Origin of the sequence: Halomonas sp. GFAJ-1 (assembly GCF_000236625.2) — a bacterium.
GTDB lineage: Bacteria > Pseudomonadota > Gammaproteobacteria > Pseudomonadales > Halomonadaceae > Vreelandella.
The window spans coordinates 30,996-54,328 of sequence record NZ_AHBC01000004.1; the positions used below are offsets into that span (position 1 = coordinate 30,996).

A 23,333-nucleotide genomic window follows, 5' to 3' on the forward strand; every position below is an offset into this window, starting at 1 on the left:
GCATTTAAACGAAGCTACTGGCACTCGAAGTAGCGCTGCATGACCGCGATTACCTCATCAATATCTGCATCGCTTATATCGCGGTGGACAACAAGGCGCGTCGCGTAAAGTAGCTCAATGAGAATGCCGTGCTCTTTTAGCCACGTTGCCAGTGGCTGCACATGCGTATCGGGAAAGCGGACAAACACCATGTTAGTGGCCTGAGAGGTTACTTCAACCCCGGGAAGTGCCGAGAGCCCTTCTGCCAAGCGGGCCGCTCGGCGATGGTCGTGAACAAGATCGCTTACGTGGTGGTCCAGCGCATGCTGGCAAGCCGCAGCAATAATGCCTGATTGGCGCATGCCTCCGCCGACCATCTTACGTAATCGGCGTGCCTTATCAATCAGCCCTTGGGAGCCGACCAGGGCAGACCCCATCGGCGTGCCAAGCCCTTTAGAGAAGCACAGCGACACGCTATCAAACGGTTGGCAGAGCTGCTTCAACGAGCGTTCAGTTGCCACGACGGCATTAAATAGCCGGGCGCCATCTAGGTGCGTTGATAAACCATGTTGGCGAGCTAAATCAGTTGCCTGCTGTATATAGGCAGCGGGCAACACCTTGCCGCCGATGGTGTTTTCCAATGCCAATAACCGAGTGCGTGCAAAGTGGAAGTCATCTGCCTTTACTGCAGCGGAAATTTTTTCCAGGGGAAGGCTGCCATCTTCGTCGTTCTCAATCGGCTGTGGCTGAATGCTGCCTAACACCGCTGCTCCACCGCCTTCATACCGGTAGGTGTGGGCAGACTGCCCAACAATATACTCATCGCCCCGTTCGCAGTGGGCCATCAGCGCGACCAAATTGCTTTGGGTGCCGCTGGGAAACAGCAGTGCCGCCTCTTTACCTGCCTGCTGGGCAAGTGCCGCTTGAAAGGCATTGACGGTCGGGTCGTCACCCCATACATCATCTCCCAACGGGGCGGTCATCATGGCATCTAGCATGGCGGCCGTAGGACGGGTCACCGTATCGCTACGCAAATCGATCATCTACATTTCCTCGCCTGAACGCTTCGTTAACAGAGCAATGTGGCCGTAACCAACTATTGTTAACAGCATACTGTAGGACAACTCTGCATAGGTGATGAGATGGATCTTAAAAGTGGCTACCCGTTTTGGGCGGTAAAAAATGGGTTATTGACGGCGTTTCCACAATTAATCAGAGACCATGAATGCGAAGTGGTCATCATAGGAGGGGGGATAACCGGGGCGTTAATCGCTAATGAGCTAAGCCGCCATGGCCATCACGTTGTGGTGGTAGAGCGGCGTGAAGTAGGGTGGGGCAGTTCTGCGGCCAGCACTGCGTTGCTGCAGTACGAAATCGACACCCACATGGTGGATTTGGCTGAGCAGTATGGGGAGGCGAACGCAGTAATGGCGTACCAGGCCTGCGCCGACGCTATTCTGACGCTGGAAGGCTTAGCGGCAGAGTTGGGTAATGTGGCCTTTGAGCGCCATCATAGCCTCTATTATGCGAGCAATGAGGAGGACGTAGCCGCCCTGAAAGCGGAGCTGGCGTTACGCCAACAGCATGGGTTTGATGTTACGTGGCTTGAACGTCATGAGGTGCTGTCGACATATGGCTTCGAAGCTCCCGGCGCCATTTTATCCGAACTTGCTGCGAGCATAGACCCTTATCGAATGGCTTATCAGCTGTTTGAAAAGGTGGTGGCTCAGGGTGGCGAGGTGTATGACCGTACCCAAGTTGAGCGAATAGAACCCAGTGCACAGGGAGTTGAAATAATCCTTACTAACGGCGTCTCGCTACGCTGTCAGCAGGTCGTCATCGCCGCTGGGTACGAGTCGCAAAACTGGTTGCCAGAATCGGTGGCGGCTAATCGCAGCAGCTACGCATTCGTTACGGATCCATTACCCTATGAGGCGCTTGGCATACTTCGCCATACGCTGGTATGGGAGTCGGCAAGACCCTATTTATATATGCGCTCTACCCAGGATGGACGCCTGCTGGTAGGGGGCGATGACGACGAAGAAGATATTCCTGAACGCCGTGATGCGCGGGTGATAGAAAAAGCCCAAGGCTTAGCCGCAAAGATCGAAACGCTATGGCCAGCGCTGGATATCAACCCTACCTTTTGTTGGGCAGGTACGTTTGCGGAAACGAGTGATGGCCTGCCTTACTTTGGCCCCCATGCATCGCTTGGGCCAAGGGTGCATTTTGCACTCGCGTATGGCGGCAATGGCATTACCTATAGCGTAGTGGGGGCCAAGCTGTTGCGCGCGTTGATTGAAGGTAACGATCATCCACTGGCAGAACTTTATTCTTTTCAACGGCTAAAGCGTCAGCAGTGAACCTATCGCGCCATTAAGCGCCCAATAGCCGAGGTTTCAACATCGTTAATACGAGTAGTCAGCAATGAGTCATAAACTTTATTTACGTGCTCTGGAGCGTAACGACCTGCGTTTCGTGCATGAGCTGAATAATAACCAAAGTATTATGTCGTACTGGTTTGAAGAGCCTTACGAATCATTTGATGAGCTGGAAGAACTTTACAACAAGCATATCCACGACAACGCGGAGCGCCGTTTTGTAGCAGAAGACAGCAGCGGCCATGCGATTGGCTTGGTAGAGCTAATTGAAATTGACTATATCCATCGTAGCGCCGAGTTTCAGATCATCATTACCCCGGATCACCAGGGGAAAGGGTTTGCCCGCTCGCTTATCCGCCAAGCGCTGCACTACTCCTTTACCATCCTGAACTTACATAAGGTGTATCTCATTGTTGCGGTGGATAACATCAAAGCCATTCACCTCTACGAAGAGAGTGGGTTTATTGAAGAAGGGCACTTAGTTAAGGAGTTTTTCATCAACGGCAAGTATCGTGATGTAAAGCGAATGTATATCTTGCAAGATACTTACTTGGCTGAGCTTAATCCAGGGGAGGAGAGTCGTGGACGCTAGGAAAAATACGGCAAACTTTCAAACCTAACTAGGTAATAACTGGATAATAACCAGGTAATAAGTAGGTAACTCTGAGAGGGCTACTGCATCGGCTCGCTAGTGAGCTGATGCAGTTTGAACACTTACTGATGTGTGAGCCTATTGCTTACGCATATAAGCAGCAACAGCATCAAAGGCGGCGCGTTGTTGCTGAGCGCTTTGCGCCCAAACTTCCATGACATCTACTTCCAACGCCTGACTTTGGGTAACTGAGTGTTGCATGGCGAGCACTCCTAGTGCAGAGGTTAAGGGGATTTTTTAGTTATACACGGCTTACGTTGTGCTATGCAGCAAGTTAGCTGTAATGTCAGATATTAGGCGCTTTTCAGCCCCAGAGGTAGTCCAAAAGGTGTAAGCAATTAGCTATGAAGCGTAAGCTTTAGCTTACAAATAGATGTAAAAATCTCATACGTCATTGAATGGAAAAGATTTTCATAACATAAAGAAGCCGACGAGTAACGTCGGCTTGGGTAGTTATCTTTTCGTCTAAAGGGGTGTAAATGCGGTGAATACGACTAGTTTTAGCCAAAATAGATGGCTAACGCCTCATTAGCGGCTTTCTGCCATCTGGCTTGTAAGCCCCAAAAAGAGAGCACTTCACCGTCTCGCGCATAGGTTGCTAATGTAATCATCATTGGGGTCCTCCTTTAGGGACACCCCTGCAGTATAGTTCTTTCTTGCTGCATTGCAGCATTTGATTTCTTTGTTGCCATAACAGGGCAGCAAAGAAGTCGATCAGCAGCTAGGCTGTAGTGCTGTTATTGATATTATTTTTGACATTACTACTGCAAATATCCGTTGCGAAAGGAGTCGTCAATGAGCGCAAATGTTGCTGAAATCATGGTCGATACACTGCAAAAGGCAGGGGCAAAACGCTGTTATGGCATCGTGGGCGATACGCTTAACCACTTCACTGATGCGTTACAAAAAAGTGATATCGCTTGGGTAGGGGTTCGCCATGAAGAGGTCGGCGGCTTTGCCGCCGGCGGCGAAGCCTATATGACACAAGAGCTTGCGCTGTGCGCTGGTTCTTGTGGCCCGGGTAGTCTGCACTTCGTTAATGGGTTATTTGATGCGCATCGAAACGGCTCGCCAGTCGTGCTGATTGCTAGCCAAATATCGCTAGGGGAAGTGGGTAGCCAGTTTCCCCAGGAAGTAGACCAAGCGCCTATTTTTAAGCAGTACAGCGTGTTTTGCGAAACCATCGTTTCGCCAGAGCAGGCGCGTCGAATGACGGCGCATGCAGCTCAAGCTGCGCTTGCCAAGCGCGGCGTGGCGGTGCTCATAGTGCCAGGCGATGTGATGACGCAAACCCCTGAAAACCAGCTTGATTACCGCACCCATCAATTTAGCTACTCGTTGCGACCCAGTGCAGAGGCTTTGGTGCCAGCGGTCACCCAGCTTAATAAAGGCGGTAATATTACGATTTTTGCGGGATCAGGCTGTGAAGATGCCCGAGAGCAGGTAATCGCGCTTGCAGAAAAGCTACAGGCCCCCATCGCCTGGACATCCCGAGCAAAAGACTTCATCGAATACGATAACCCTTACCAAGTCGGTATGACGGGAGTTTATGGCCTGGAGGGTGGTTATCACGCGGTGGCAGAGTGCGACACGTTGCTTATGCTGGGCTGCAACTTTGCGTTTACCCAGTTCTACCCCGAACGCGCCTCTATTATTCAGATAGACCATGACCCCACGCAAATTGGCAAGCGCTACCCCGTTGATGTGGGCATCGTCGGCAGCATCCGTGATACCTGTGAAGCACTTTCCCAGGTAGTGGAAGCCAATGACCGGACGCGCTGGCTAGAGAAATGCCAAAAGCGTTATGCCAAGTCACTGGAGAAGTCGGCGAATAAGAGCCAGGACGCCGATGTGATTCATCCCCAGGAACTCACCCTGGCAATTGATCGCCATGCCGCTGAAAACGCTTTTTTCACCGCTGATACTGGCAGCGTCAATGTGTGGATGTTGCGCCACATTCGGTCGGCCGAACAGCGGCGGACGTTATCTAGTTTGCAACACGGCACCATGGCCAACGCCTACCCGCAAGCGCTAGGGATTCAGTTAGCGCACCCCGGACGCCAGGTAATTGCTATGTGTGGGGATGGAGGTTTATCGATGCTAATGGGGGATCTGCTTACCTTAGTACAGCAGCAAACCCCGCTTAAAATCGTGGTCTATAACAACAGCTCGCTGAGCTTTGTAGAGCTAGAGCAGAAGGTCGAAGGGTTGCTGGATGTTTACACGGAGCTAGAAAACCCTGATTTCGGTGAAGTAGCGCGTGCAATGGGTCTATGGGGGCAACGGGTAGAGCAGGAGAGTGAACTAGATGCGGCCATTCGCCAGTGGTTGGCACATCCAGGCCCTGCATTATTAGATGTGGTAGTTAACCCCATGGAACTTGTCATGCCGCCAAAGGTGGAAGCTGGACAAGTCGCCTCCACGGCGCTTTACTCCGCGAAAGCGGTGCTCAGCGGGCGGATGGATGAAGTGGTGCATTTAGTAAAGAGTAACTTCTTAAAACGCTAGAGAATCAGCACAGTACCTAGCATGGTATGTTGACTGCTGATCACTAATAACAACTGACTAGCTTAAGAGCCATGCCATGACGATAACCTTCCACGACCGCTGGATAGCCTCCCCCGGCGGTCGCTTATTTACTCGTACTTGGGAGCCGCAGCAGGCGTGTTGCGACACCCCCATTGTACTTTTTCATGACTCGCTGGGTTGCGTTGAGCTGTGGCGCAGCTTTCCCGCAGCGCTTTGCGCTGCTACCCAGCAGCGCGTGATTGCCTACGACCGGCTAGGCTATGGCCGCTCTGATCCATGTACGGCTCCCCCTTTGCACACGTTTATTGAGGATGAACCGACGACAAGCTTTGCGGCACTTTACGCTGCGTTTCAGCTTGAGCAATTTATCGCCCTTGGTCATAGCGTTGGCGGCGGCATGGCGGTGCACTGTGCCGGGCATTACGCTGAGCAGTGTACGGGGCTCATTACCATTGCGGCCCAGTCCATCAACGAGCGCCGCACCCGGCAGGGTATACAAGACGCCCAGGTCGCATTTGAAGCGCCAGAGCAGTTTACCAAGCTCGAAAAATACCATGGCGATAAAGCCCGCTGGGTGCTGCATGCCTGGACGGATATTTGGCTGCACCCAGCATTTGAAAGCTGGTCACTGAGGCCTGCATTGGAACAGGTCGACTGCCCCACGCTGGTTCTCCATGGTGAAAAAGATGAGTACGGCTCCCACCGGCAGCCCGAGCAAATAGCGCGCTATGTGCATGGCCCCGCACACTGCGAGATTCTGCCTGGTATTCATCATGTGCCTCACCGCGAAGCAGAGGCCCTCGTCGTTCATCTTGCCAGCCAGTTTATCAGCCGCGTGAAGTCATAAAGATAAGTGAGAATTTATATGCGCTTACGAATTTTGTCTGATCTTCATTTGGAGTTTTTTGATGGCCATCGTGAGCTGCCCGAGATAGAGGCGGACATCATCATTCTGGCCGGAGATATTCACCGGAAAACGGAAGGGCTGGCCTGGGCAAGGCAGCAGTTTCCGATGCTACCTATTTTATACGTGCCGGGAAATCATGAGTTTTACGGCACCTGCATGCCCCAGCTGCGTGAAGAGTTAGCCCTTGAAGCTGCGCGCTATCAGATTGAATTACTGGATAACCGAGCCATCACCCTGGGCGGGGTACGTTTTTATGGCACCACGCTTTGGACCGATTTTGCGCTATATGTGGACGACCCAACGCGGAACCCGCAAGATACCGAAGCAAAAGCAATGCGTTACATGCCCGACTTTCGCATTGTCACCACGGCTCCTGGGCAGCCCTTTACGCCCCAGGCCAGTCGGGAACTACACATAGAGGCGCTCAACTGGTTAAGCCGTGAACTCGCGAAACCTTTTGATGGCCCCAAAGTAGTCATTAGCCACCACGCACCGTTACATAGCTGCATTCCTGACCAGTATCTTGGCGATGCGCTTTCTCCCGCCTTTGCTTCGCACTTGCCGCAATTGATGGGGAAAATGGATCTATGGGTACATGGTCATGTCCATGAGCCGGTCGACCGTCTGCATAACGGTACCCGTGTTATTGCTAATCCGGGCGGTTATCCTTATGAGTTCAGTCCCTCACTATTCCGCGATGACCTGGTAGTCGACCTAGAAGTTGGGCGTTAGGCACCTTCGGGTGCCTATTGGCGTATGGCGTCGCGTAAAACGCTTATGCTTTTTTAACCAACAGCCCACAGGAGGGCGCTGCCCATCGGGTATCGGCGGTAAACACCACGTCACATACTACCGGCGAATGTTCGCGGCGCACCTCTTCATCAATGCGCTGACGCAGCCTGTCTTGGTTAGTCAGTAATGCTTCTGAGAGGTCTTTGGATAAGACTACATGCACAATCACATAGAGAAGCCGGCCTGGGCGAACCATGCGTACTCGTACTTCATGGGTGTCTATGTCGGCTAGCGCACGGGCGACTGCTTGGCGTATGGGTACCGCAATCGCCTCTTCAGGCGCCTTGTTAAGCAACTCCCGCAGCGCTTGGGATGCCATGCGTACCGGCACACCTAGGCAGAGTACCACCACCGCAATCACAAGCACTGAGTCCACATAGGGCAGAATAACCTGCCACCCTATGCGCTCAAACAGCATGACGAGGCAGAATGCTGCGAGTACGGCGGCAGAGATGACGCTATTCACTATCCAGTTGAGTTTGTCAGCGCTGACCAGCGGGCTTCGAACATGGCGCTGACTGCGGTGCATTACCCATGCCGTCAGTGAGCAAGCTGCCGTGGCGAATAGCGCGTAGACGACGGCGACCCCCGGTGAAATTGCCCGCCCGCCAGTTAGCAGGGCAGCCACTGCATCGACCAACGCAAAAATAGATACGCCTAAAATTAACAGCCCTTTGCAAAGGTTAACTAATGACTCAAAGTAGCTGTAACCAAACGGGTAAGCGTCACTGTCCGGAAGGTTAGCTAACTTGCTTACCTTAATAGTCACCAGTGCGACGCTAAAATAGATAAGGTTGAAAAGCCCATCCAGCAGGATCGCTTGGGAGTTAGAAAGTAGCGTTCCCGCAATGCCAGCGCTACCAATCAATAGCGCCATAAATGCGGAGAAGGCTAAAGTGTTCGATTCAGTCTTCATGAACGTTATGGCTCCAGTGCCTGCTTGACTAAGAGGCTGGCAAGCATAGCAATATCACTGCGCGCAATGTCAGCGTTTTGTTGATCTTTTGTTCACAGAAATAGCCTTTAGCCACCTGCTTTGCACCCCAGGGAGAGACGTGCTTATGCGCCATGCTAACGATTTGACCTTCAAACTCATCACCCCAGAAGATGCTGCCGAACTGTTGGTATTTGAAACCCAAGAGCGTGAGTGGTTCGAGCAGTACATCGAAGCGCGCCCTCAGAGTTTTTATACTCCGCAAGGCACTACTCAGCACATCATTGAGTGCCTGGCGCTAAACGCCCAACGTCGAATGAGCCCGCTGCTGATTCGTAAAAGAGGCACTATTGTAGGGCGCGCCAATTTACGCGATATGCAAAACGGCCAAGGCAAAGTGGGCTATCGCATTGGCGAGCAAGCGTGCGGCCACGGAATTGCCCAACGCGCATTACACTTCTTGATCAATGAAGCACGCAGTGTTTACCGGCTGGATACGCTCTCGGCGATTGTTTCAGTGGATAACGGTGCTTCCAGGCGGGTACTGGAAAAAGTCGGATTTGAGGCGGGAGAAAAGCTGCCTGATTATTCATTAGTGGCGGGGCTAAGGCTTGATAGCGTGCTTTATAAAAAGGACATAAGTTGACTAATCGGCCTCTTCCCAAGTAATCAGTAGACTTAAAACGCCACCCGATGGGGCGGCGTTTACGCTTGATCAGCCATTAATCACTGAATCGAGAATCAGCCCTCAACCCACACCTCATCACCTTTAAACTCGATCTTCCAAGTACGCAGTTTGACCTCTTCATCTTCTAAACACTGGCCATCTTCAAGCCGAAAGTGCTGTTTGTAGAGGGGCGAGGCGACGACCGCTGAGCCTTCAAGATCGCCGACGATGCCTCGGGCGATGACGTTGGCGTTAGAAAAAGGGTCAAAGTGGTCAAGTGCAAAAAGCTCATTTGCCGCCTCTTGTCCTGGCAAGTAGAAGATTGCTACTTGGGCTGCGCCTTCGGCGGTTTCAAGCCAGGCGGCAACGCCTGAGAACTCCACCAAGTCAGCTTTAGTACAGACCTTTTGCCACGCCTGGCTGTTTTGAATATCCACCCTATCCCTCTCTTTTTTCAGTGCCGTTGCGGTCATGGGTTGCCTCATTTTTATTCAGTGAAAAGAGCCGCTTAAGCGGGGCGTAGCTGGCCGCGCTCAGAGGTCATAATGATTGATGGGTCCGGGCGGTCGTCATTAACGAAGCTGCGGAAGCGCTTGAGCTTCTCCGGGTCGCTGATGGCATCGGCCCATTCGCACTGGTAGGTATCCACCACGGTTTGCATCTGGCGCTCTAGCTCGTCGTTGATGCCTAGGCGGTCGTCCAGTATCACCTCTTTGAGGTAGTCCAGACCGCCGTCGAGGTTTTCGCGCCACACTGAGGTGCGCTGCAAGCGGTCGGCGGTACGCACATAGAACATTAAGAAACGGTCAATGGTGCGGTAGAGCTGCTCGTCGTCAAGATCGGTGGCGAACAGGTCGGCGTGGCGGGGGCGCATGCCACCGTTACCACACACGTAGAGATTCCAGCCATTTTCGGTGGCGATAATCCCGATATCTTTACTCTGCGCCTCGGCGCACTCGCGGGTGCAGCCGGATACGCCGAACTTTATTTTGTGGGGTGAGCGCAGGCCCTTGTAGCGGTTCTCCAGTTGAATCGCCATGCCGACGCTGTCCTGAACGCCGTAGCGGCACCAGGTGCTGCCCACGCAGGATTTAACCGTACGCAGCGATTTACCGTAGGCGTGGCCGGTCTCAAAGCCTGCGGCAATCAGCTCACTCCAGATATCTGGCAGGTCTTCCAGGCGGGCACCAAACAGGTCGATGCGCTGGCCGCCGGTCACTTTGGAGTAGAGGCTATATTTTTTGGCCACTTCACCTAGCGCGATTAGCTTGTCTGGGGTTATTTCACCACCCGCCACGCGCGGAACAACCGAGTAGGTGCCGTTCTTCTGCATGTTGGCCATGAAGGTGTCGTTGGTGTCTTGTAGCGGAATATGCGCTGCGTCGGTGATCGGCTCGTTAAAGCAGGAGGCTAGAATAGACGCCACGGCGGGTTTACAGATATCGCAGCCCAGGCAGTGGGTGTCCTGATTGCCATGCTTTTCGATTAATTCGCTAAAGGTTTTAATACCTTCCACGCGCACAATGTCGTAAAGCTCTTGGCGGGTATGGGAGAAGTGTTCGCAAATCGATTTATCGACGTCAACGCCGCGCGCTTCCAGCTCGTAATCGACCACACTTTTGAGCAGCGCGGTACAGCCGCCGCAGCCGGTGCTGGCTTTGGTGGCGCCCTTTACACCGGCTAGGTCCACTGCACCGTCATCAATGGTGGCGCAAATATCGCCTTTAGAGACGTTGTGGCAGGAGCAAATCATCGCTGTTTCTGGCAATGCACCGGGGCCAAGCGTGGGTGCGGCTCCGCTGCTTTGCGGCAGAATCAGTGAGGCGGGTTCGTCGGGCAGTTCGATGCCGTTAGAGTAGTACTGTAGCAGGGTGTCATAAACGCTGTTGTTGCCTACCATCATCGCACCGAGCAGTTTTTTACCGTCGCTAGAAACCACGAGCTTGCGGTACTCCTGCTTGATGGGGTCTAAATAACGAAACATGCGTGCGCCAGGGGTCTGGTTGCCGTGGGCATCACCAATCGAACCCACATCTACGCCCAGCAGCTTAAGCTTGGTGCTCATATCCGCACCACTAAAGCGGGCGTCACCGCCGGTTAATGTGGAGAGCGCTGTTTTAGCCATTTGGTAGCCGGGCGCCACCAGGCCAAAAATGCTTTGGTTCCATAGCGCGACTTCGCCAATGGCAAGGATGGCTGGATCACTGGTAAGGCAATGATCATCCACCACGATGCCGCCACGCTCACCAAGTTCCAGGCCACACGCTCGGGCGAGCTGGTCGCGGGGACGAATACCGGCAGAGAATACAATCAGGTCGGTCTCCAGCACTTTTTCGTCTTGGAAGACCATGCGGTGGAGACTGTTATCGCCGTCTTCGATGCGTTGAGTCGCGCGCTCGGTAAGGACCTGCACGCCGAGTGACTCGATTTTTTCGCGCAGCAGCTCGCCACCTTCGCTGTCTACCTGCATCGGCATTAAGCGGGAGGCAAACTCGACGACGGCGGTATCTAGATTTAAGCCGCGCAGGGCGTTTGCTGCTTCCAAACCCAGTAGGCCACCGCCCACCACTACGCCATTAGTGGCATTTTCGGCGGCGGCTCGAATGGCATCTAAGTCATCTAGGGTGCGATATACCAAGCATCCCTCACGGTCGTTGCCGGGAATCGGTGGCACAAAAGGGAAGGAGCCGGTCGCCAGGACTAAGCGGTCATAGGCGTAGCGGCCTTGATCGGTAACGACTTCCTGAGCGTTACGGTCAATCTCGATCACGGCTTCGCCACTGCGTAGCTCCACGCCGCTGGTAGCGTAGTAATCCGCCTCGCATAGCGCTAGCGATTCGGCGTCGCGCCCGCTGAAATACTCAGATAGATGTACGCGGTCGTAGGCGCGATGCCGCTCTTCACCAAACACCGTCACTTGGTAGCGCTCAAGACCACCGTTATCGACTAGCTGCTCGACCAGATGGTGGCCGACCATGCCGTTACCGATAATGATGAGCTGTTCGGGAGTTGTCGTGTTTTTGGTAGACATGCTCTTCATAGACATGCTCTTCATAGACATAGTTATGCCGCCTCTGACGTCGATAAATGAGGTGTATCGTTTTGATGATCTTTGAGCGCCTTTACATCAGCCGCACCAAACAACAGTGCTTGGCGGCAGTCGTTAAGGTTATTGCTCGCGAGCGCCTGCTCGAAATACCAAGGGCCTTGGCGGGTATCGCCGTAGAGCACAGCGCCTTCAATCCGTCCGTCGCGCAGCAGCAGGCGACGGTAGTCGCCACGCTCAATGTCGTGGTAACTCAATACGTCATGCTCGTCGCTAGCCTCGGTAGGGCCAAAGGCGTAGAGCGCCACACCGCTGACTTTGAGTTTGGTCGCGCTGGGGGTGTCTGTGTAGCCTTGGATAGCGGTGCCACATAGCGTGGCGGCAAGCACTTCTACCTGTTGCCAAATCGGTTCTACCAAGCCGTAAGTAGTGCCATCAAACTGGCAGCACTCGCCTAGCGCATAAATTGCGGGGTCGCTGGTGGTTAGCCACTGATCCACCACAATAGCCCGCAGGGTGGTCAGGCCTGCCTGGTGGCCTAGCTCGATATTGGGGGTAATGCCAGCGGCAATAATCACGCTGGTGGCGTGTAACTGTCGGCCATCGGCAAGGTGTACCTTAGCAACCCGGCCCTGTGCGTCGCCTTCTAGCCGTGCTAACTGAGCACCGGTAATGATCGTTAAACCGCGCTGAGTCAGTTCGTCTTTAAGTAGGTGCGCTGCGGTAACATCCAGCTGCCGGTTCATCAGCCGCTCGCTGCGTTGGAGCACGCTCACTTTGATATCATTGCCGCGTTTACGCAGCCCTTCAGCGGCCTCCAGGCCCAGCAAGCCGCCGCCAATCACAAGGGTGTCACCGCCGCGCTGGGCAATATCGGTCAGCGCGTCAGCATCTTGCAAATCGCGAAAGCCGTGCACCCCCGCAAGCTCAATACCCGGAACGTCGGGCAGTGTCGGGCGCGAGCCGGTGGCAATTACCAGGCGGTCATAATCAAGCGACCGCCCGTTATCGGTGATCAATGTCTGGCGTGAGCGATCAAGTGTCTCGACCTTTTCACCGAGTATTAGCGTGACACCCTGTTCGGCATACCATGTGGCATCGCGCAGCGTCAGCGCATCCTGCTGCACTTCACCGGCCAGTAGTGGAGAGAGCAGGATGCGGTTATAAGCAGGCGCTGACTCGGCGCCAATCACTGTGATGCGCTGGGGACGCTTGGGCTGTTTGACCAAGGCCTCAATCAAGCGATGGCTTGCCATGCCGTTGCCAATTATTACTAGATGGTCGCTGGGTGAGCACCGTGAAGTAGTTTCCATGGGGGCTCCTCTGTGTCTTTGCGGCTGCTTGAGCACCAAACAAAAAAAACGCCCCTGTCGTGCACCTCTTTGCATAGAACTGCAAAAAGAGTGCGCGTCAGGGGCGTCGTTGCCCGATAGCGTCGTTTTAAATCCGTTTTCAAACACAGGGCAGCCGCCATTGGCCGCCAAGTACTTAAAAATCTTACGCTTTATCAAGCAAGGAGCGAGCCAGCTGGCCATTAATGTTTATTTGTTCAACACTGTCAGTTAGTTAAGTTGTTGGTACGGGGCAGTGGTAGCGCGGATATTTGGACAGGGTGCACAGCGATGGTGCGAAAAAGGGCGGTGCATGCACTCTTGGGCACCACTTTGTCTTGCTCTGAGAGCCAAGTAGTGGCTTTCGATGTTATTTCTATTTTTATAAGTATTTGTATTTATTTAATAATTTTTAAAATTATAGCTTTGGGTCTTTATTTTGCAGTTACCTAACCCACAAGACAGTTAATAAGTAATAGGTACTCATTATTTGGCGATGGCAGCGAGCAATTCCAAAGCCGCAAGAAAAATAAGTAGCCGTTAGAAAATGTGTAGCTGTTAGAAATTTTCAGTTGTAAAAAAATAGTCTGCACCACTGAAGGTGCGCTGTGGCAACGACGTCCAGCCCTCTTCTCTAATGCGTTTGTATCGCGCTTTAGGGAAAGGGACTGGGCGTTTTTTTATGTCCGGCATTTAAACACCTGTTTAAGACAGCGTTCAGGTACGACCCGAGGAGGTGTTATGCGAGGGGCAAAAGCAGGGCAGCAGTCCAAAACAACCTGCCCATACTGCGGCGTCGGTTGTGGCGTGAAGGCGGCGGTTGAAGCGGGCACGCTGAGCGCTGTAGAAGGCGACCGCGAGCATCCGGCAAACTTTGGGCGTCTATGTGTCAAAGGTTCTGCGCTACACGAAACCTTAGGACACCATGGGCGGCTGACTCGCCCTAGTGTCGATGGCGTGGAGGTCTCATGGGACGCCGCGTTGAGCGCCACCGCTAACCGCTTAAATACCCTGCGGGACGAGTATGGAGCCCAAACGGTTGCCGCTTATCTATCGGGCCAACTGCTGACAGAAGATTACTACGTGGCCAATAAACTGTTTAAAGGCTTTTTGGGTACGCCTCATTTGGATACCAATTCTCGGCTCTGCATGGCCTCGGCGGTAGTTGGCTACAAGCGTGCCTTTGGTGCGGATGCGGTGCCGTGTAACTACGAAGACCTGGAAGAGGCGGAGCTGGTGGTGCTGGTGGGTTCTAACTTGGCCTGGAATCACCCGGTGCTTTATCAGCGTTTGAAGGTAGCCAAAGAGCGCAACCCGTTGATGCGCGTGGTGGTAATTGACCCCCGCGTCACCGATAGCTGCGAGATTGCCGACCTCTATCTAGGGATTCAGCCGGGTAGCGATGCTTATCTTTTTAATGGCCTGCTGGCGTGGATGGCCCAACATCAAAAGCTCGATACGCTCTATTTGGAGCGCCACACCGAAGGCTTGGAAGAGGCGCTGAAAGCCGCGCAGCAAACAGCGGGATCGGTAGCGGAGGTAGCGGTTGCCTGTGATGTCGACCCCGAGCGTCTGGAAACCTTCTACTACTGGTTTGCCAGCCAGCTGCATGTGGTCACGCTCTACTCGCAGGGGATTAATCAATCCGCCAGCGGTACCGATAAGTGCAATGCGATTATTAACTGCCACCTGGCCGGGGGGAAGATTGGCTTGCCGGGGGCAGGGCCGTTTTCGATGACGGGCCAGCCTAATGCCATGGGTGGCCGCGAAGTGGGTGGGCTGGCTAACCAGCTAGCAGCGCACATGGATTACCACACTCCCGGTGCGCTCGACCTTGTTAGCCGCTTCTGGACGACTGATAGCCTGACACCTTGCTTGCCGGATAGCCCGGGCTATAAAGCAGTAGAGCTTTTTGAAGCTATTGAGCGGGGTGAGATAAAAGCGCTCTGGGTGATGGCCACCAATCCCGCCATCAGCCTGCCTGGTGCAGCGCGAGTTCGGGCCGCACTAAAAAAGTGCCCGCTAGTGATCGTTTCCGAATGCGCCGCCCACACCGACTTACTGCCTTATGCGGATATTGTGCTACCCGCCTCGGGCTGGTCAGAGAAAGACGGTACCGTGACCAATTCCGAACGGTACCGTCTTTCTCGCCAGCGGGGCATGCTGCCACCCCCCGGTGAGGCGCAGCACGACTGGTGGATAATGTGTGAGGTGGCGAAACGCTTAGGGTTTGCTGAGGCGTTTAACTACACGCATCCCTGGGAAATCTTCGACGAGCACGCCCGTCTGTCAGGGTTCGAAAATGAAGCCTCTTCAAAAGGTTCAAAGCGGCTGTTTGATATATCGGGTTTGATTGGCCTGGGTAGGGAAGGCTACGACGCTTTAGCACCCATTCAGTGGCCGGTCACAAAGGCGGCTCCCCATGGGACGGCACGCCTGTTTGCAGACGGCGAGTTTGCTACGGCGAATGGCCGTGCCAAGTTACTCGCCATACGGCCACAGGGGCCTAAGCAAGCGCTCAGTGCTGCCTACCCGCTGCGCGTGAACACCGGACGAATTCGCGATCAATGGCACACCATGACACGCACAGCCCGTTCGCCACGCCTGATGAATCACCGTACGGAGCCCTTTATAGAAGTGCATCCTGACGATGCGCGCAGCGCTGGTGTGGTTGACCAAGAGCTTGCGGTGTTAACCGCGGCGAAGGGTGAGTTCATTGGTCGTGTCCGGGTATCGAGCGCCCAGCGCCGCGGCGACGTGTTTGTGCCTATCCACTGGACTGACTGCTTCACCAAACAAGCCAGAAGTAGTGCGTTGATTGATAGCATCACCGACCTACTTTCCGGCCAGCCGGAAGCGAAGCATGGCGCTGTAGCATTGGCAGCGCTACCCACCGATTGGCAAGCCACCCTGATCGTCGCCGATGGCCTGAGCGATGCGTCGCCCTGGTGTGAAAGTGCCTACTGGGCCCGTACGCCGATGCGCGGTTGCCAGCGTTGGCAGCTTGCCAACACCCAACCGATTAATGACTGGCTAGCACAGATAAACGCGTGGATGCCGAGGCCGCTCTCTGTGATGAGTCAAGATCCTGCTAACGGACGATTGCGCGCCGTTGGCGTAGAAAAGGGTCAGCTTTGCTGGTGGCTAATGGTAGGCCCCCCTAAAGAGCTACCTGGATTGGCATGGTTGGAAGCCCGGTTTAATGACACGTCCTTAAGCGACACCCATCGCCGCCGTTTATTGGCAGGTTGTGATGACGGCGCTGCGGAAACCGGCCCGGTCATTTGTAGCTGCCATCAAGTGGGCCAAACCACCATCGTAAAGGCTATTCGCGAGGGCGATGTCAGCGTGGAAGCGCTGGGCGCAAGGCTTGCTTGCGGTACCCAGTGCGGCAGCTGTATTCCCGAATTGAAATCACTTATTGAAGAGGAGCGGCCCAGTGCGCGCGCTAAGCAATCCCCTAATTCTGAAGTGGCTTAACGCCTTTATGCGTTTTCGCCCCGCGCTGGCCTGTATTCATTGGCGGTGATCACTTACCAACTGTTAACCGGCACGCTGCTCTATGGCACCGAGGTGGCCAAAACCCGCACCCGGGCGGCACAGCACAAACTTGCCTACCAATCGGCGCTGAGCGAAAATCGCGCACTGCCCGCCTGGGTGGATGAGCTGCTCAAAAAAGCTTTGCACCCCAACCCTCACTACCGTTATCCGGCGCTTTCGGAATTCATCTTTGAGCTGCGTTCGCCAAGCACCGAGATACTTAATCGCGCTAAACTACCGCTATTGGAGCGCGATCCCGTGCTGTTTTGGAAGGGGGTCTCAGTGGCGATGGCTGTTGTGGTGATTGCACTGCTAGCGCGTTAAAGAGGCTGGGAGCGCACATCGTTAATTAGTATTACGGAAAGGAGCGGCCCAATGCGCGCGCTAAGCAAACAGCTAACCCAAAAATGGCTAGGGGCTTTTATGCGCCTAAGCCAGCGGGTGCTAGCGCCCTTTGGTCGCGAGGCAGCCGCTCGTTTACACCTGCCGTTAACTGGCGAGTGTCGTGCTGGAACGGTGTATTTAGTCGGTGCGGGCAGCGGCGATGTGGAGCTACTAACGCTTAAAGCGGCACGGCTATTGATGCAGGCCGATGCCGTGGTCTACGACCGCTTGGTGGGGGATGATGTGCTGGCACTGATACCTGCGGGCACCGAGCGCTATTATGTGGGTAAAGCTAGCGGCCACCACAGCGTGCCCCAAGCTGAAATCGGTGCGTTAATGGTTAAACTTGCCCACGCGGGGAAATCGGTAGTGCGATTAAAAGGCGGCGACCCTGGCGTCTTTGGGCGAATGGGGGAGGAGTTAGCAGCGTTAGCCAATGCCTCATTACCGGCGCACATTGTCCCTGGCATTACCGCTGCATCGGCTGCCGCCGCTGGCATGGGTATTCCTCTCACCGATCGTGGCCACGCCCAGCAGTTGCGCTTTATTACCGCACAGCTGTGCCGTGAAGGTGGTGCTCCCGATTGGACGACGCTGGCGCGTAAAGATGAAACCCTGGTGTTTTATATGGGGCTTTCCAAAGTCGACGCCATTTGCCATGGCCTACGCCAAGCAGGGCTCCCCGATCAGTGGCCGATTATGTTGGTTGCCAATGCCAGCCAGCCTGAGCAGCAATCGCTGGTGGGGACGTTAGCGGATATGCCTGAGCAGCTAGCCGCTCAGCCGCTGCCTTCACCGTGCGTGATTGTGGTGGGAAGCGTGGTGAGCATGGTGCCGTCAGCCGCTGAAAAATGTACCACTGAAGCGATTGCCGAGCATATGGCGTAGCGCGCTGAGTGAGGTTGACTGAATCGCTGGAATTACGTCCAGGCAACTGCAATCATGGGCCAAACTCATAAGGCAGGGAGCTATCTGTGAAACGTCGAACTCGGCTCATTGCCTTAACCACCGTTGTTATTACGTTGCTCTTCGCCCTAGGCAGCGTACTGTTTTATAACGCTATGCCTTCGCCTAAACGGTTGCTTGAGCCCGTCTCGGTGAATTTTAATACCCGCGATGCAGACTTCCGCCGAAGTATGGGGCTTATCTTTGAGCAGCCCATCGTCGCGGGCAACCGTATCGACTCCCTTCAGGATGGCGAGGCCATCTATGCGGCGATGCTGGAAGCCATCGACTCTGCTGAAACATCGATTACCTTTGAGACGTTTGAGTTCTGGGGGGAGAAGGCCACAGAGCCGTTTGTCGATGCTTTGATAGCGGCGGCAGAGCGTGGTGTGGCGGTACATGCTCTGATCGACTATGTGGGCTCATCCGCTGCGGCGGTTAATAAGTTTGAGCGCATGGAGGAGGCGGGTGTCGACGTGATCCGCTGGCGTAAGCCGTCATGGTATGAGCTGGCCCACTTTAATCACCGTACTCACCGCAAGCTGCTGATGGTAGATGGCCGCACCGGCTTTATTGGCGGTGCTAACATTACCGACAATTGGCTACCTGACGATGATGGTCTGGCCTATCGTGACCACCACTTTCTTGTAAAGGGGCCGGTAGTCGCCAATATGCAGGCGGCTTTTGTTGATACGTGGCTGGACGCCAGCGGTCGGCTGTTACTGGGTGACGCCTATTTCCCCGAACTTGAGCCCCAAGGGGAGCTGGATGCTCAGATGGTGACTAGTACTCCCATCGAGGGGCGTCATCGTATGCGCAAAATGCTAATGGTAGCGATTGCTACCGCTGAGCAGCGTATCACACTGGGTTCAGCGTACTTTTACCCAGATGAACACTTTCTTGAAGCGCTGATAGAAGCCCGCGAGCGCGGTGTGGAGGTCAATATTTTGGTGCCTGGCGACAGTATCGACAAAGGCTTTGTTCGCCATGCCTCGGTTAACCGTTGGCGACCCATGCTTGAAGCTGGTGTGAATATTCATGAGTATCAGCCGTCGATGTATCATGCCAAGCTGATCAGTATCGACGACCGCTGGGCCAGCATTGGGTCTACCAATCTCGATAATCGCTCCTTCCGGATCAACAAAGAGGGCAATCTCAACGTTTACGATGAAGAGTTTGCCCGTTACGTTCGTGAGTTGGTCGAGGAGGATATTCGCCATGCAGAGCATTACGATCTTGACCGCTGGCATAACCGCCCTTGGCGCAAGCGACTAGCCGGCTGGGTGAGCATGGTGGCTGGCGCCCACTTTTGACGATATATCAGCTACGTTAGTGAACGTCGTGTTGAATTTTACAGGAACCTAATAGACAAAACGTACTCAGATAGTTGCCGTAAAGAGCCATATAAGCTTTTTTAAAAAGGATCTATTTTATGCAAAAAGGCAAAGTTCGCGATAATGCACTAAAAGCACAGCTGCGAACGCCCATGTTCAAAATGCAGCAGCAAACACCCAAAAAAGGTAAAGGAAGCTACTCACGTAAAGGTAAATCCTCTGGGCGAGGGTATCGCCAAGCCGCTTAAGTAGGCGCTTTGGCGATGCCTTTCCCAGGCATCTTACTGCTCGACTTTTTACCGAGCAGCTCTCATCAGCTTGGCCGACCTAATAGGTCGGCTTTTTTATTGATAGCCTTCGGCCTGCAAGTGAAACAGCGACGCATAGCGACCGTTTTCTTCTAACAGCGATTCATGGGTGCCTTGTTCTATAATGTGCCCTTGGTCAATTACCACGATATGCTCAGCACTACGTACGGTGGAAAAACGGTGGGAAATCAGAATCGTCATTTTGTCACGACTGTGTTCCCGAAAACGGGCGAATACTTCCGCTTCTGCGGCGGCATCCATGGCGGCAGTGGGTTCATCTAACACTAAAATATCGGCATTTTTGCGCATATAAGCGCGTGAAAGCGCTACCTTTTGCCACTGGCCGCCTGATAGTTCTTGACCATTTTTAAACCAGCGCCCTAGCTGGGTTTGATAGCCACTGGGCATACGGGTGATAAATTCATCCGCCATGCCATTGTGCGCCGCCTGTTGCCAGCGCTGTTCGTCGTCAAACGCTTGGGTATCGCCCACGCCGAGGTTTTCGCCCACCGTTAGTTGGTAGCGCACAAAATCCTGGAAAATGACCCCGACCCGTTCCCGCAATGCCTGAGTATCCCAGGATCTTAAGTCGCTACCATCTAACAGAATCCGCCCCTTAGTTGGGTGGTAAAGCCGCGTTAACAGCTTAATCAACGTTGTTTTGCCCGAGCCGTTTTCTCCCACTAACGCCAGGCTGCTCCCCGGCATCAAATGAAGCGAAATATCGTGTAGCACTTCACCACCACCAGGATAAGAGAAGCTGACGTGCTCAAAGCGCAGCCCGTCACCCGGGGCAACGCCCTGGGTGAGATGGCCTTCTTCAACGTCGGTGGGATGCTCAAGGTATTCATAAAGATTGGATAGGTACAGGTTATCTTCATACATGCCGCTGATGGCGGTCAGGCTGGCTGATAAGGCGCCTTGCCCCTGTTTGAAAACCATCAGATACATGGTCATTTGACCAAGGGTGAGGGCCCCTACAATGGTTTCTACCACCACCCAGCCGTAAGCGGCATAAAAGGTGAGTGTGCCAAGCAGGCCAAGGATAAACCCCCAGCTTTCTCGACGCAGCGTTAGCAGGCGCTCTTCAACAAACAGTCGGTTGAAGATGTCTCGGTAACGTTGCAAAAACAAGGGTTCTAAGCCGAAGAGCTTTACCTCTTTGATACTGTCTTCCCGAGCCAGCACTGTTTCTAAATACATCTGCATGCGGGCTTGGGGCGAACGCCAGCGAAATAGCCGAAACGCATCGCCGGAAAATTTCGCTTCTGAAAGAAACACCGGCAGCGCGCCAGCAACTAAAATAAGCAGCGCCCAGGGGGAAAACTGCACCAGTAAAAAACCAAAGCTTGCCAGCGAAATGGCGTTCTGTAGCAGCCCAAAGGTTTTATTGACTAAGGCAAGCGGGCGGGTAGAGGCTTCCCGGCGGGCGCGGGTCAGTTTGTCGTAAAGCTCTGAGTCTTCAAACTGGCCAAGCGAGAGCGTGCCCGCTTTTTCTAAAATCATTACGTTGACTTTGTTGCCTAGCATAGCCCGCAGCAGCGACTGCTGGGCCGATAGCCCACGCTGGGCCAGGGCGATCAGCGCAATAATCAGCCCCTCAAGAGCCACTAAGCCCAGCACTGGTGTCAATGTCTCCAGGAGGCTGGGTGAACTCGCGGCCTGGTAGCTCTCCATTGCTGCCACCACGCCATCCACAATCAGCTGGCCGACCCACGCTGCCACCGCAGGCAGCACACCCGCCACTAAGGTGCAGAGTGCTAAGCCCAGCATCATCCAGCGGGAAGTTTCCCAAACAAGGGTAAGCGCGCTGCGGCTATAGCGGAAAACGCTAAAGAAGCCGCTGAAGGGGGAGTGGGGCGGAGAAGGTGATGGTGGCGGTGTCATTGATCAGCAACATTAAAAAAAGAGGCTGCTATGATGCGGTGCTTTGGCGTTGATAGCCAGCCTACTGCCCGCCACATTTACGCTGCGTAGCAGTAGGCGTGAAGCGTTAAAGCGGCAGTGCAGCCCCGTCGGTGCGCGGCTCGGTGCCGCCTTGCAGTACGCCTGTTTCAGGGTCGCGCAGAATGATTTGGCCTCGGCCGAAGCTGATCGAATCAGCGACTTTAACGATGTCGTGACCGCGACGAGCCAGCGCGAGCGCTAAGTGGTTGGGGAAGTCGGCTTCAACTTCGATGGTTTTGCCTTTTGTCCACTTCCAGCGCGGCATATCCAGCGCTGCCTGCGGGTTAAGGTGATCCTCAATCATCGCAGTGACCACCTGCACTTGGCCCTGAGGCTGCATGTAGCCGCCCATCACACCAAAGGGCCCAACAGCTTGGTTATCTTTAGTGATAAAGCCCGGGATAATGGTGTGATAGGTACGTTTGCCAGGAGCCAATGCGTTGGTGTGTTCCGAGTCAAGCGAGAACGACCAGCCTCGGTTTTGCAGGCTAATGCCGGTACCCGGGATCACAATGCCGGAACCAAAGCCCTCAAAATTGCTTTGAATAAACGACACCATATTGCCATCATCGTCAGCGGTCGCTAGGTAAACTGTTCCCCCCTTTAGCGGATTACCATGAACCGGATCAAGGGCATCTTGGCCAATAAGGTCCGCGCGTTGGGAGAGGTAATCACTAGAAAGCATCTGCTCAACGCTAGGCTGCATCGCTGAGCGTTCGGTAACGTAGTGTAAGCCGTCTACATAACCAAGCTTTGTTGCCTCAATACGACGGTGAAGGGTTTCTAGCGGGTCGTTAGATTTTTTGCCTAACGCTTCCAGTATACCTAAGGCTTGCAGCACAATTAAGCCGCTGCCATTCGGCGGAATTTCCCAAATATCATGACCACGATAGCGGACACTGATGGGTTTAACCCATTCTGGTTTGAAAGCCTGTAAATCTTCTTTTCGTAAGAAGCCACCATGTGCGCGTGAAAAGGCATCCATCGCTTCCGCTAAGCTTCCTTGATAAAACGCACTAGCATTTGTGTTGGCAATTTCACGCAGCGTTTTTGCCATATCGGGGGAACGCCAAACATCGCCTGGGTCGGGGGCTTTGCCGTTGGGAGTGAAATGTGTAAACCACGGAGCAAACTGTTCTGTGTTGTATTTTGCGTAGCGCTCTTCAGCGGTTTTCCAAAGCTGGCTAGCGACTGCAGATACGGCAAATCCCTCTTCAGCTAACTCAATAGCAGGCGCTAATAGTTGCTCGAAAGGGAGCTTTCCAAAACGCTCTGACATCGTCGCCCAAGCGCCCGGTGCACCGGGAACTGTGACCGGTACTAATCCATGGGCTGGCATTTCATCATAGCCTAAGCTTTTAACGGCATCGCATGAAATACTCTTTGGCGCAGGCCCGCTGGCATTTAATCCATATAACTCATCTTTTACCCATACAAGAGCAAAGGCATCGCTGCCAATACCATTTGAGGTTGGTTCAACCACGGTTAAAGCGGCTGCAGTCGCAATAGCAGCGTCGATGGCATTGCCACCTTTTCGTAAAATATCGATGCCTACTTGTGCGGCAAGCGTCTGAGACGTCGCCACCATACCGCGTTTCCCAAAAGTAACCATGCGTCGTGAGGCCGAAGGGTAATAGTGTGGGTCAGTGTGCATGAG

19 protein-coding genes are annotated in these 23,333 nt (G+C 54.0%); 11 read left to right on the forward strand and 8 right to left on the reverse strand.

The features are described from left to right. Window positions 1-14: 14 nt before the first annotated feature. Complete coding sequence (gene ltaE / locus MOY_RS01470) at window positions 15-1,022, reverse strand: low-specificity L-threonine aldolase (protein WP_009095731.1); 1,008 nt, start codon at window positions 1,020-1,022, stop codon at window positions 15-17. Window positions 1,023-1,121: 99 nt separating this feature from the next. Here ltaE and MOY_RS01475 point away from each other — a divergent pair, with 99 nt between their 5' ends. Together MOY_RS01475 and speG are read left to right on the forward strand one after the other, a co-directional pair. Continuing rightward, a complete protein-coding gene (locus MOY_RS01475) occupies window positions 1,122-2,342 on the forward strand; it encodes an NAD(P)/FAD-dependent oxidoreductase (protein WP_009095734.1) in 1,221 nt (406 codons plus the stop codon). A 64-nt stretch (window positions 2,343-2,406) separates the two neighbouring features. Then, window positions 2,407-2,952 (forward strand): spermidine N1-acetyltransferase, encoded by a 546-nt coding sequence (gene speG, locus MOY_RS01480; protein ID WP_009095736.1) that lies wholly within the window; start codon window positions 2,407-2,409, stop codon window positions 2,950-2,952. A gap of 138 nt (window positions 2,953-3,090) precedes the next feature. On the opposite strand, the gene MOY_RS17655 is transcribed toward speG, so the two are convergent. Then, window positions 3,091-3,213, reverse strand: a complete 123-nt coding sequence (locus tag MOY_RS17655) for a hypothetical protein (RefSeq protein ID WP_257790899.1) — start codon at window positions 3,211-3,213, stop codon at window positions 3,091-3,093. 594 nt (window positions 3,214-3,807) lie between these two features. On the opposite strand from MOY_RS17655, the gene MOY_RS01485 reads away from it, so the two are divergent. The 3 genes from MOY_RS01485 (at window position 3,808) to MOY_RS01495 (ending at window position 7,180) form a co-directional block, all read left to right on the forward strand. After that, complete coding sequence (locus tag MOY_RS01485; protein ID WP_009095738.1) at window positions 3,808-5,520, forward strand: ubiquinone-dependent pyruvate dehydrogenase; 1,713 nt, start codon at window positions 3,808-3,810, stop codon at window positions 5,518-5,520. 76 nt (window positions 5,521-5,596) lie between these two features. After that, window positions 5,597-6,388: an alpha/beta fold hydrolase gene (locus MOY_RS01490; RefSeq protein ID WP_009095740.1), complete on the forward strand. Its 792-nt coding sequence runs from the start codon at window positions 5,597-5,599 to the stop codon at window positions 6,386-6,388. Between the two features lie 18 nt (window positions 6,389-6,406). Then, window positions 6,407-7,180: a metallophosphoesterase gene (locus MOY_RS01495; protein ID WP_009095742.1), complete on the forward strand. Its 774-nt coding sequence runs from the start codon at window positions 6,407-6,409 to the stop codon at window positions 7,178-7,180. A 43-nt stretch (window positions 7,181-7,223) separates the two neighbouring features. Here MOY_RS01495 and MOY_RS01500 read toward each other — a convergent pair whose 3' ends face one another. Continuing rightward, entirely contained in the window at window positions 7,224-8,156 is a 933-nt protein-coding gene (locus MOY_RS01500; protein ID WP_009095744.1) for a cation diffusion facilitator family transporter, read from the reverse strand. Window positions 8,157-8,301: 145 nt separating this feature from the next. Between MOY_RS01500 and MOY_RS01505 the strand changes: the two genes are divergently transcribed. Further along, entirely contained in the window at window positions 8,302-8,820 is a 519-nt protein-coding gene (locus tag MOY_RS01505) for a GNAT family N-acetyltransferase (protein ID WP_009095747.1), read from the forward strand. Window positions 8,821-8,915: 95 nt separating this feature from the next. Here MOY_RS01505 and nirD read toward each other — a convergent pair whose 3' ends face one another. Genes nirD through MOY_RS01520 form a run of 3 tightly spaced genes read right to left on the reverse strand, consistent with a single transcriptional unit; the run spans window position 8,916 to window position 13,200 of the window. Beyond that, on the reverse strand, window positions 8,916-9,314 hold the full coding sequence (gene nirD / locus MOY_RS01510; RefSeq protein WP_009095749.1) for a nitrite reductase small subunit NirD: 399 nt from the start codon (window positions 9,312-9,314) through the stop codon (window positions 8,916-8,918). 35 nt (window positions 9,315-9,349) lie between these two features. Next, window positions 9,350-11,881 (reverse strand): nitrite reductase large subunit NirB, encoded by a 2,532-nt coding sequence (nirB, locus tag MOY_RS01515; RefSeq protein ID WP_009095751.1) that lies wholly within the window; start codon window positions 11,879-11,881, stop codon window positions 9,350-9,352. 23 nt (window positions 11,882-11,904) lie between these two features. Beyond that, on the reverse strand, window positions 11,905-13,200 hold the full coding sequence (locus tag MOY_RS01520; RefSeq protein ID WP_009095753.1) for an NAD(P)/FAD-dependent oxidoreductase: 1,296 nt from the start codon (window positions 13,198-13,200) through the stop codon (window positions 11,905-11,907). Window positions 13,201-13,959: 759 nt separating this feature from the next. Between MOY_RS01520 and MOY_RS01525 the strand changes: the two genes are divergently transcribed. The 5 genes from MOY_RS01525 to arfA all read left to right on the forward strand — a co-directional run bounded on the left by MOY_RS01525 (window position 13,960) and on the right by arfA (window position 19,669). Next, window positions 13,960-16,698, forward strand: coding sequence for a nitrate reductase (locus MOY_RS01525; RefSeq protein WP_009095755.1), 2,739 nt, complete (start codon window positions 13,960-13,962; stop codon window positions 16,696-16,698). Window positions 16,699-16,737: 39 nt separating this feature from the next. Further along, a complete protein-coding gene (locus MOY_RS01530) occupies window positions 16,738-17,082 on the forward strand; it encodes a protein-serine/threonine phosphatase (protein WP_009095757.1) in 345 nt (114 codons plus the stop codon). 51 nt (window positions 17,083-17,133) lie between these two features. Further along, on the forward strand, window positions 17,134-18,030 hold the full coding sequence (cobA, locus tag MOY_RS01535; protein ID WP_009095759.1) for a uroporphyrinogen-III C-methyltransferase: 897 nt from the start codon (window positions 17,134-17,136) through the stop codon (window positions 18,028-18,030). A gap of 86 nt (window positions 18,031-18,116) precedes the next feature. Beyond that, window positions 18,117-19,400: a phospholipase D-like domain-containing protein gene (locus MOY_RS01540; protein ID WP_009095762.1), complete on the forward strand. Its 1,284-nt coding sequence runs from the start codon at window positions 18,117-18,119 to the stop codon at window positions 19,398-19,400. A gap of 119 nt (window positions 19,401-19,519) precedes the next feature. Next, on the forward strand, window positions 19,520-19,669 hold the full coding sequence (arfA, locus tag MOY_RS16800; protein WP_009095764.1) for an alternative ribosome rescue factor ArfA: 150 nt from the start codon (window positions 19,520-19,522) through the stop codon (window positions 19,667-19,669). Between the two features lie 96 nt (window positions 19,670-19,765). On the opposite strand, the gene MOY_RS01545 is transcribed toward arfA, so the two are convergent. Both MOY_RS01545 and MOY_RS01550 read right to left on the reverse strand, forming a co-directional pair. Further along, window positions 19,766-21,616 carry an ABC transporter ATP-binding protein gene (locus MOY_RS01545; RefSeq protein ID WP_035539746.1) on the reverse strand — a complete coding sequence of 617 codons (1,851 nt, stop codon included), beginning with the start codon at window positions 21,614-21,616 and terminating at the stop codon, window positions 19,766-19,768. 106 nt (window positions 21,617-21,722) lie between these two features. After that, entirely contained in the window at window positions 21,723-23,330 is a 1,608-nt protein-coding gene (locus MOY_RS01550) for a gamma-glutamyltransferase family protein (RefSeq protein WP_035539749.1), read from the reverse strand. Between the last annotated feature and the right edge of the window lie 3 nt (window positions 23,331-23,333).

Coding starts and splice junctions, on each gene's coding strand:
- ltaE (WP_009095731.1), bottom strand. CDS start 1,022: ATGATCGATTTGCGTAGCGATACGGTGACCCGTCCTACGGCCGCCATG.
- MOY_RS01475 (WP_009095734.1), top strand. CDS start 1,122: ATGGATCTTAAAAGTGGCTACCCGTTTTGGGCGGTAAAAAATGGGTTA.
- speG (WP_009095736.1), top strand. CDS start 2,407: ATGAGTCATAAACTTTATTTACGTGCTCTGGAGCGTAACGACCTGCGT.
- MOY_RS17655 (WP_257790899.1), bottom strand. CDS start 3,213: ATGCAACACTCAGTTACCCAAAGTCAGGCGTTGGAAGTAGATGTCATG.
- MOY_RS01485 (WP_009095738.1), top strand. CDS start 3,808: ATGAGCGCAAATGTTGCTGAAATCATGGTCGATACACTGCAAAAGGCA.
- MOY_RS01490 (WP_009095740.1), top strand. CDS start 5,597: ATGACGATAACCTTCCACGACCGCTGGATAGCCTCCCCCGGCGGTCGC.
- MOY_RS01495 (WP_009095742.1), top strand. CDS start 6,407: ATGCGCTTACGAATTTTGTCTGATCTTCATTTGGAGTTTTTTGATGGC.
- MOY_RS01500 (WP_009095744.1), bottom strand. CDS start 8,156: ATGAAGACTGAATCGAACACTTTAGCCTTCTCCGCATTTATGGCGCTA.
- MOY_RS01505 (WP_009095747.1), top strand. CDS start 8,302: ATGCGCCATGCTAACGATTTGACCTTCAAACTCATCACCCCAGAAGAT.
- nirD (WP_009095749.1), bottom strand. CDS start 9,314: ATGACCGCAACGGCACTGAAAAAAGAGAGGGATAGGGTGGATATTCAA.
- nirB (WP_009095751.1), bottom strand. CDS start 11,881: ATGAAGAGCATGTCTACCAAAAACACGACAACTCCCGAACAGCTCATC.
- MOY_RS01520 (WP_009095753.1), bottom strand. CDS start 13,200: ATGGAAACTACTTCACGGTGCTCACCCAGCGACCATCTAGTAATAATT.
- MOY_RS01525 (WP_009095755.1), top strand. CDS start 13,960: ATGCGAGGGGCAAAAGCAGGGCAGCAGTCCAAAACAACCTGCCCATAC.
- cobA (WP_009095759.1), top strand. CDS start 17,134: ATGCGCGCGCTAAGCAAACAGCTAACCCAAAAATGGCTAGGGGCTTTT.
- arfA (WP_009095764.1), top strand. CDS start 19,520: ATGCAAAAAGGCAAAGTTCGCGATAATGCACTAAAAGCACAGCTGCGA.
- MOY_RS01545 (WP_035539746.1), bottom strand. CDS start 21,616: ATGACACCGCCACCATCACCTTCTCCGCCCCACTCCCCCTTCAGCGGC.
- MOY_RS01550 (WP_035539749.1), bottom strand. CDS start 23,330: ATGCACACTGACCCACACTATTACCCTTCGGCCTCACGACGCATGGTT.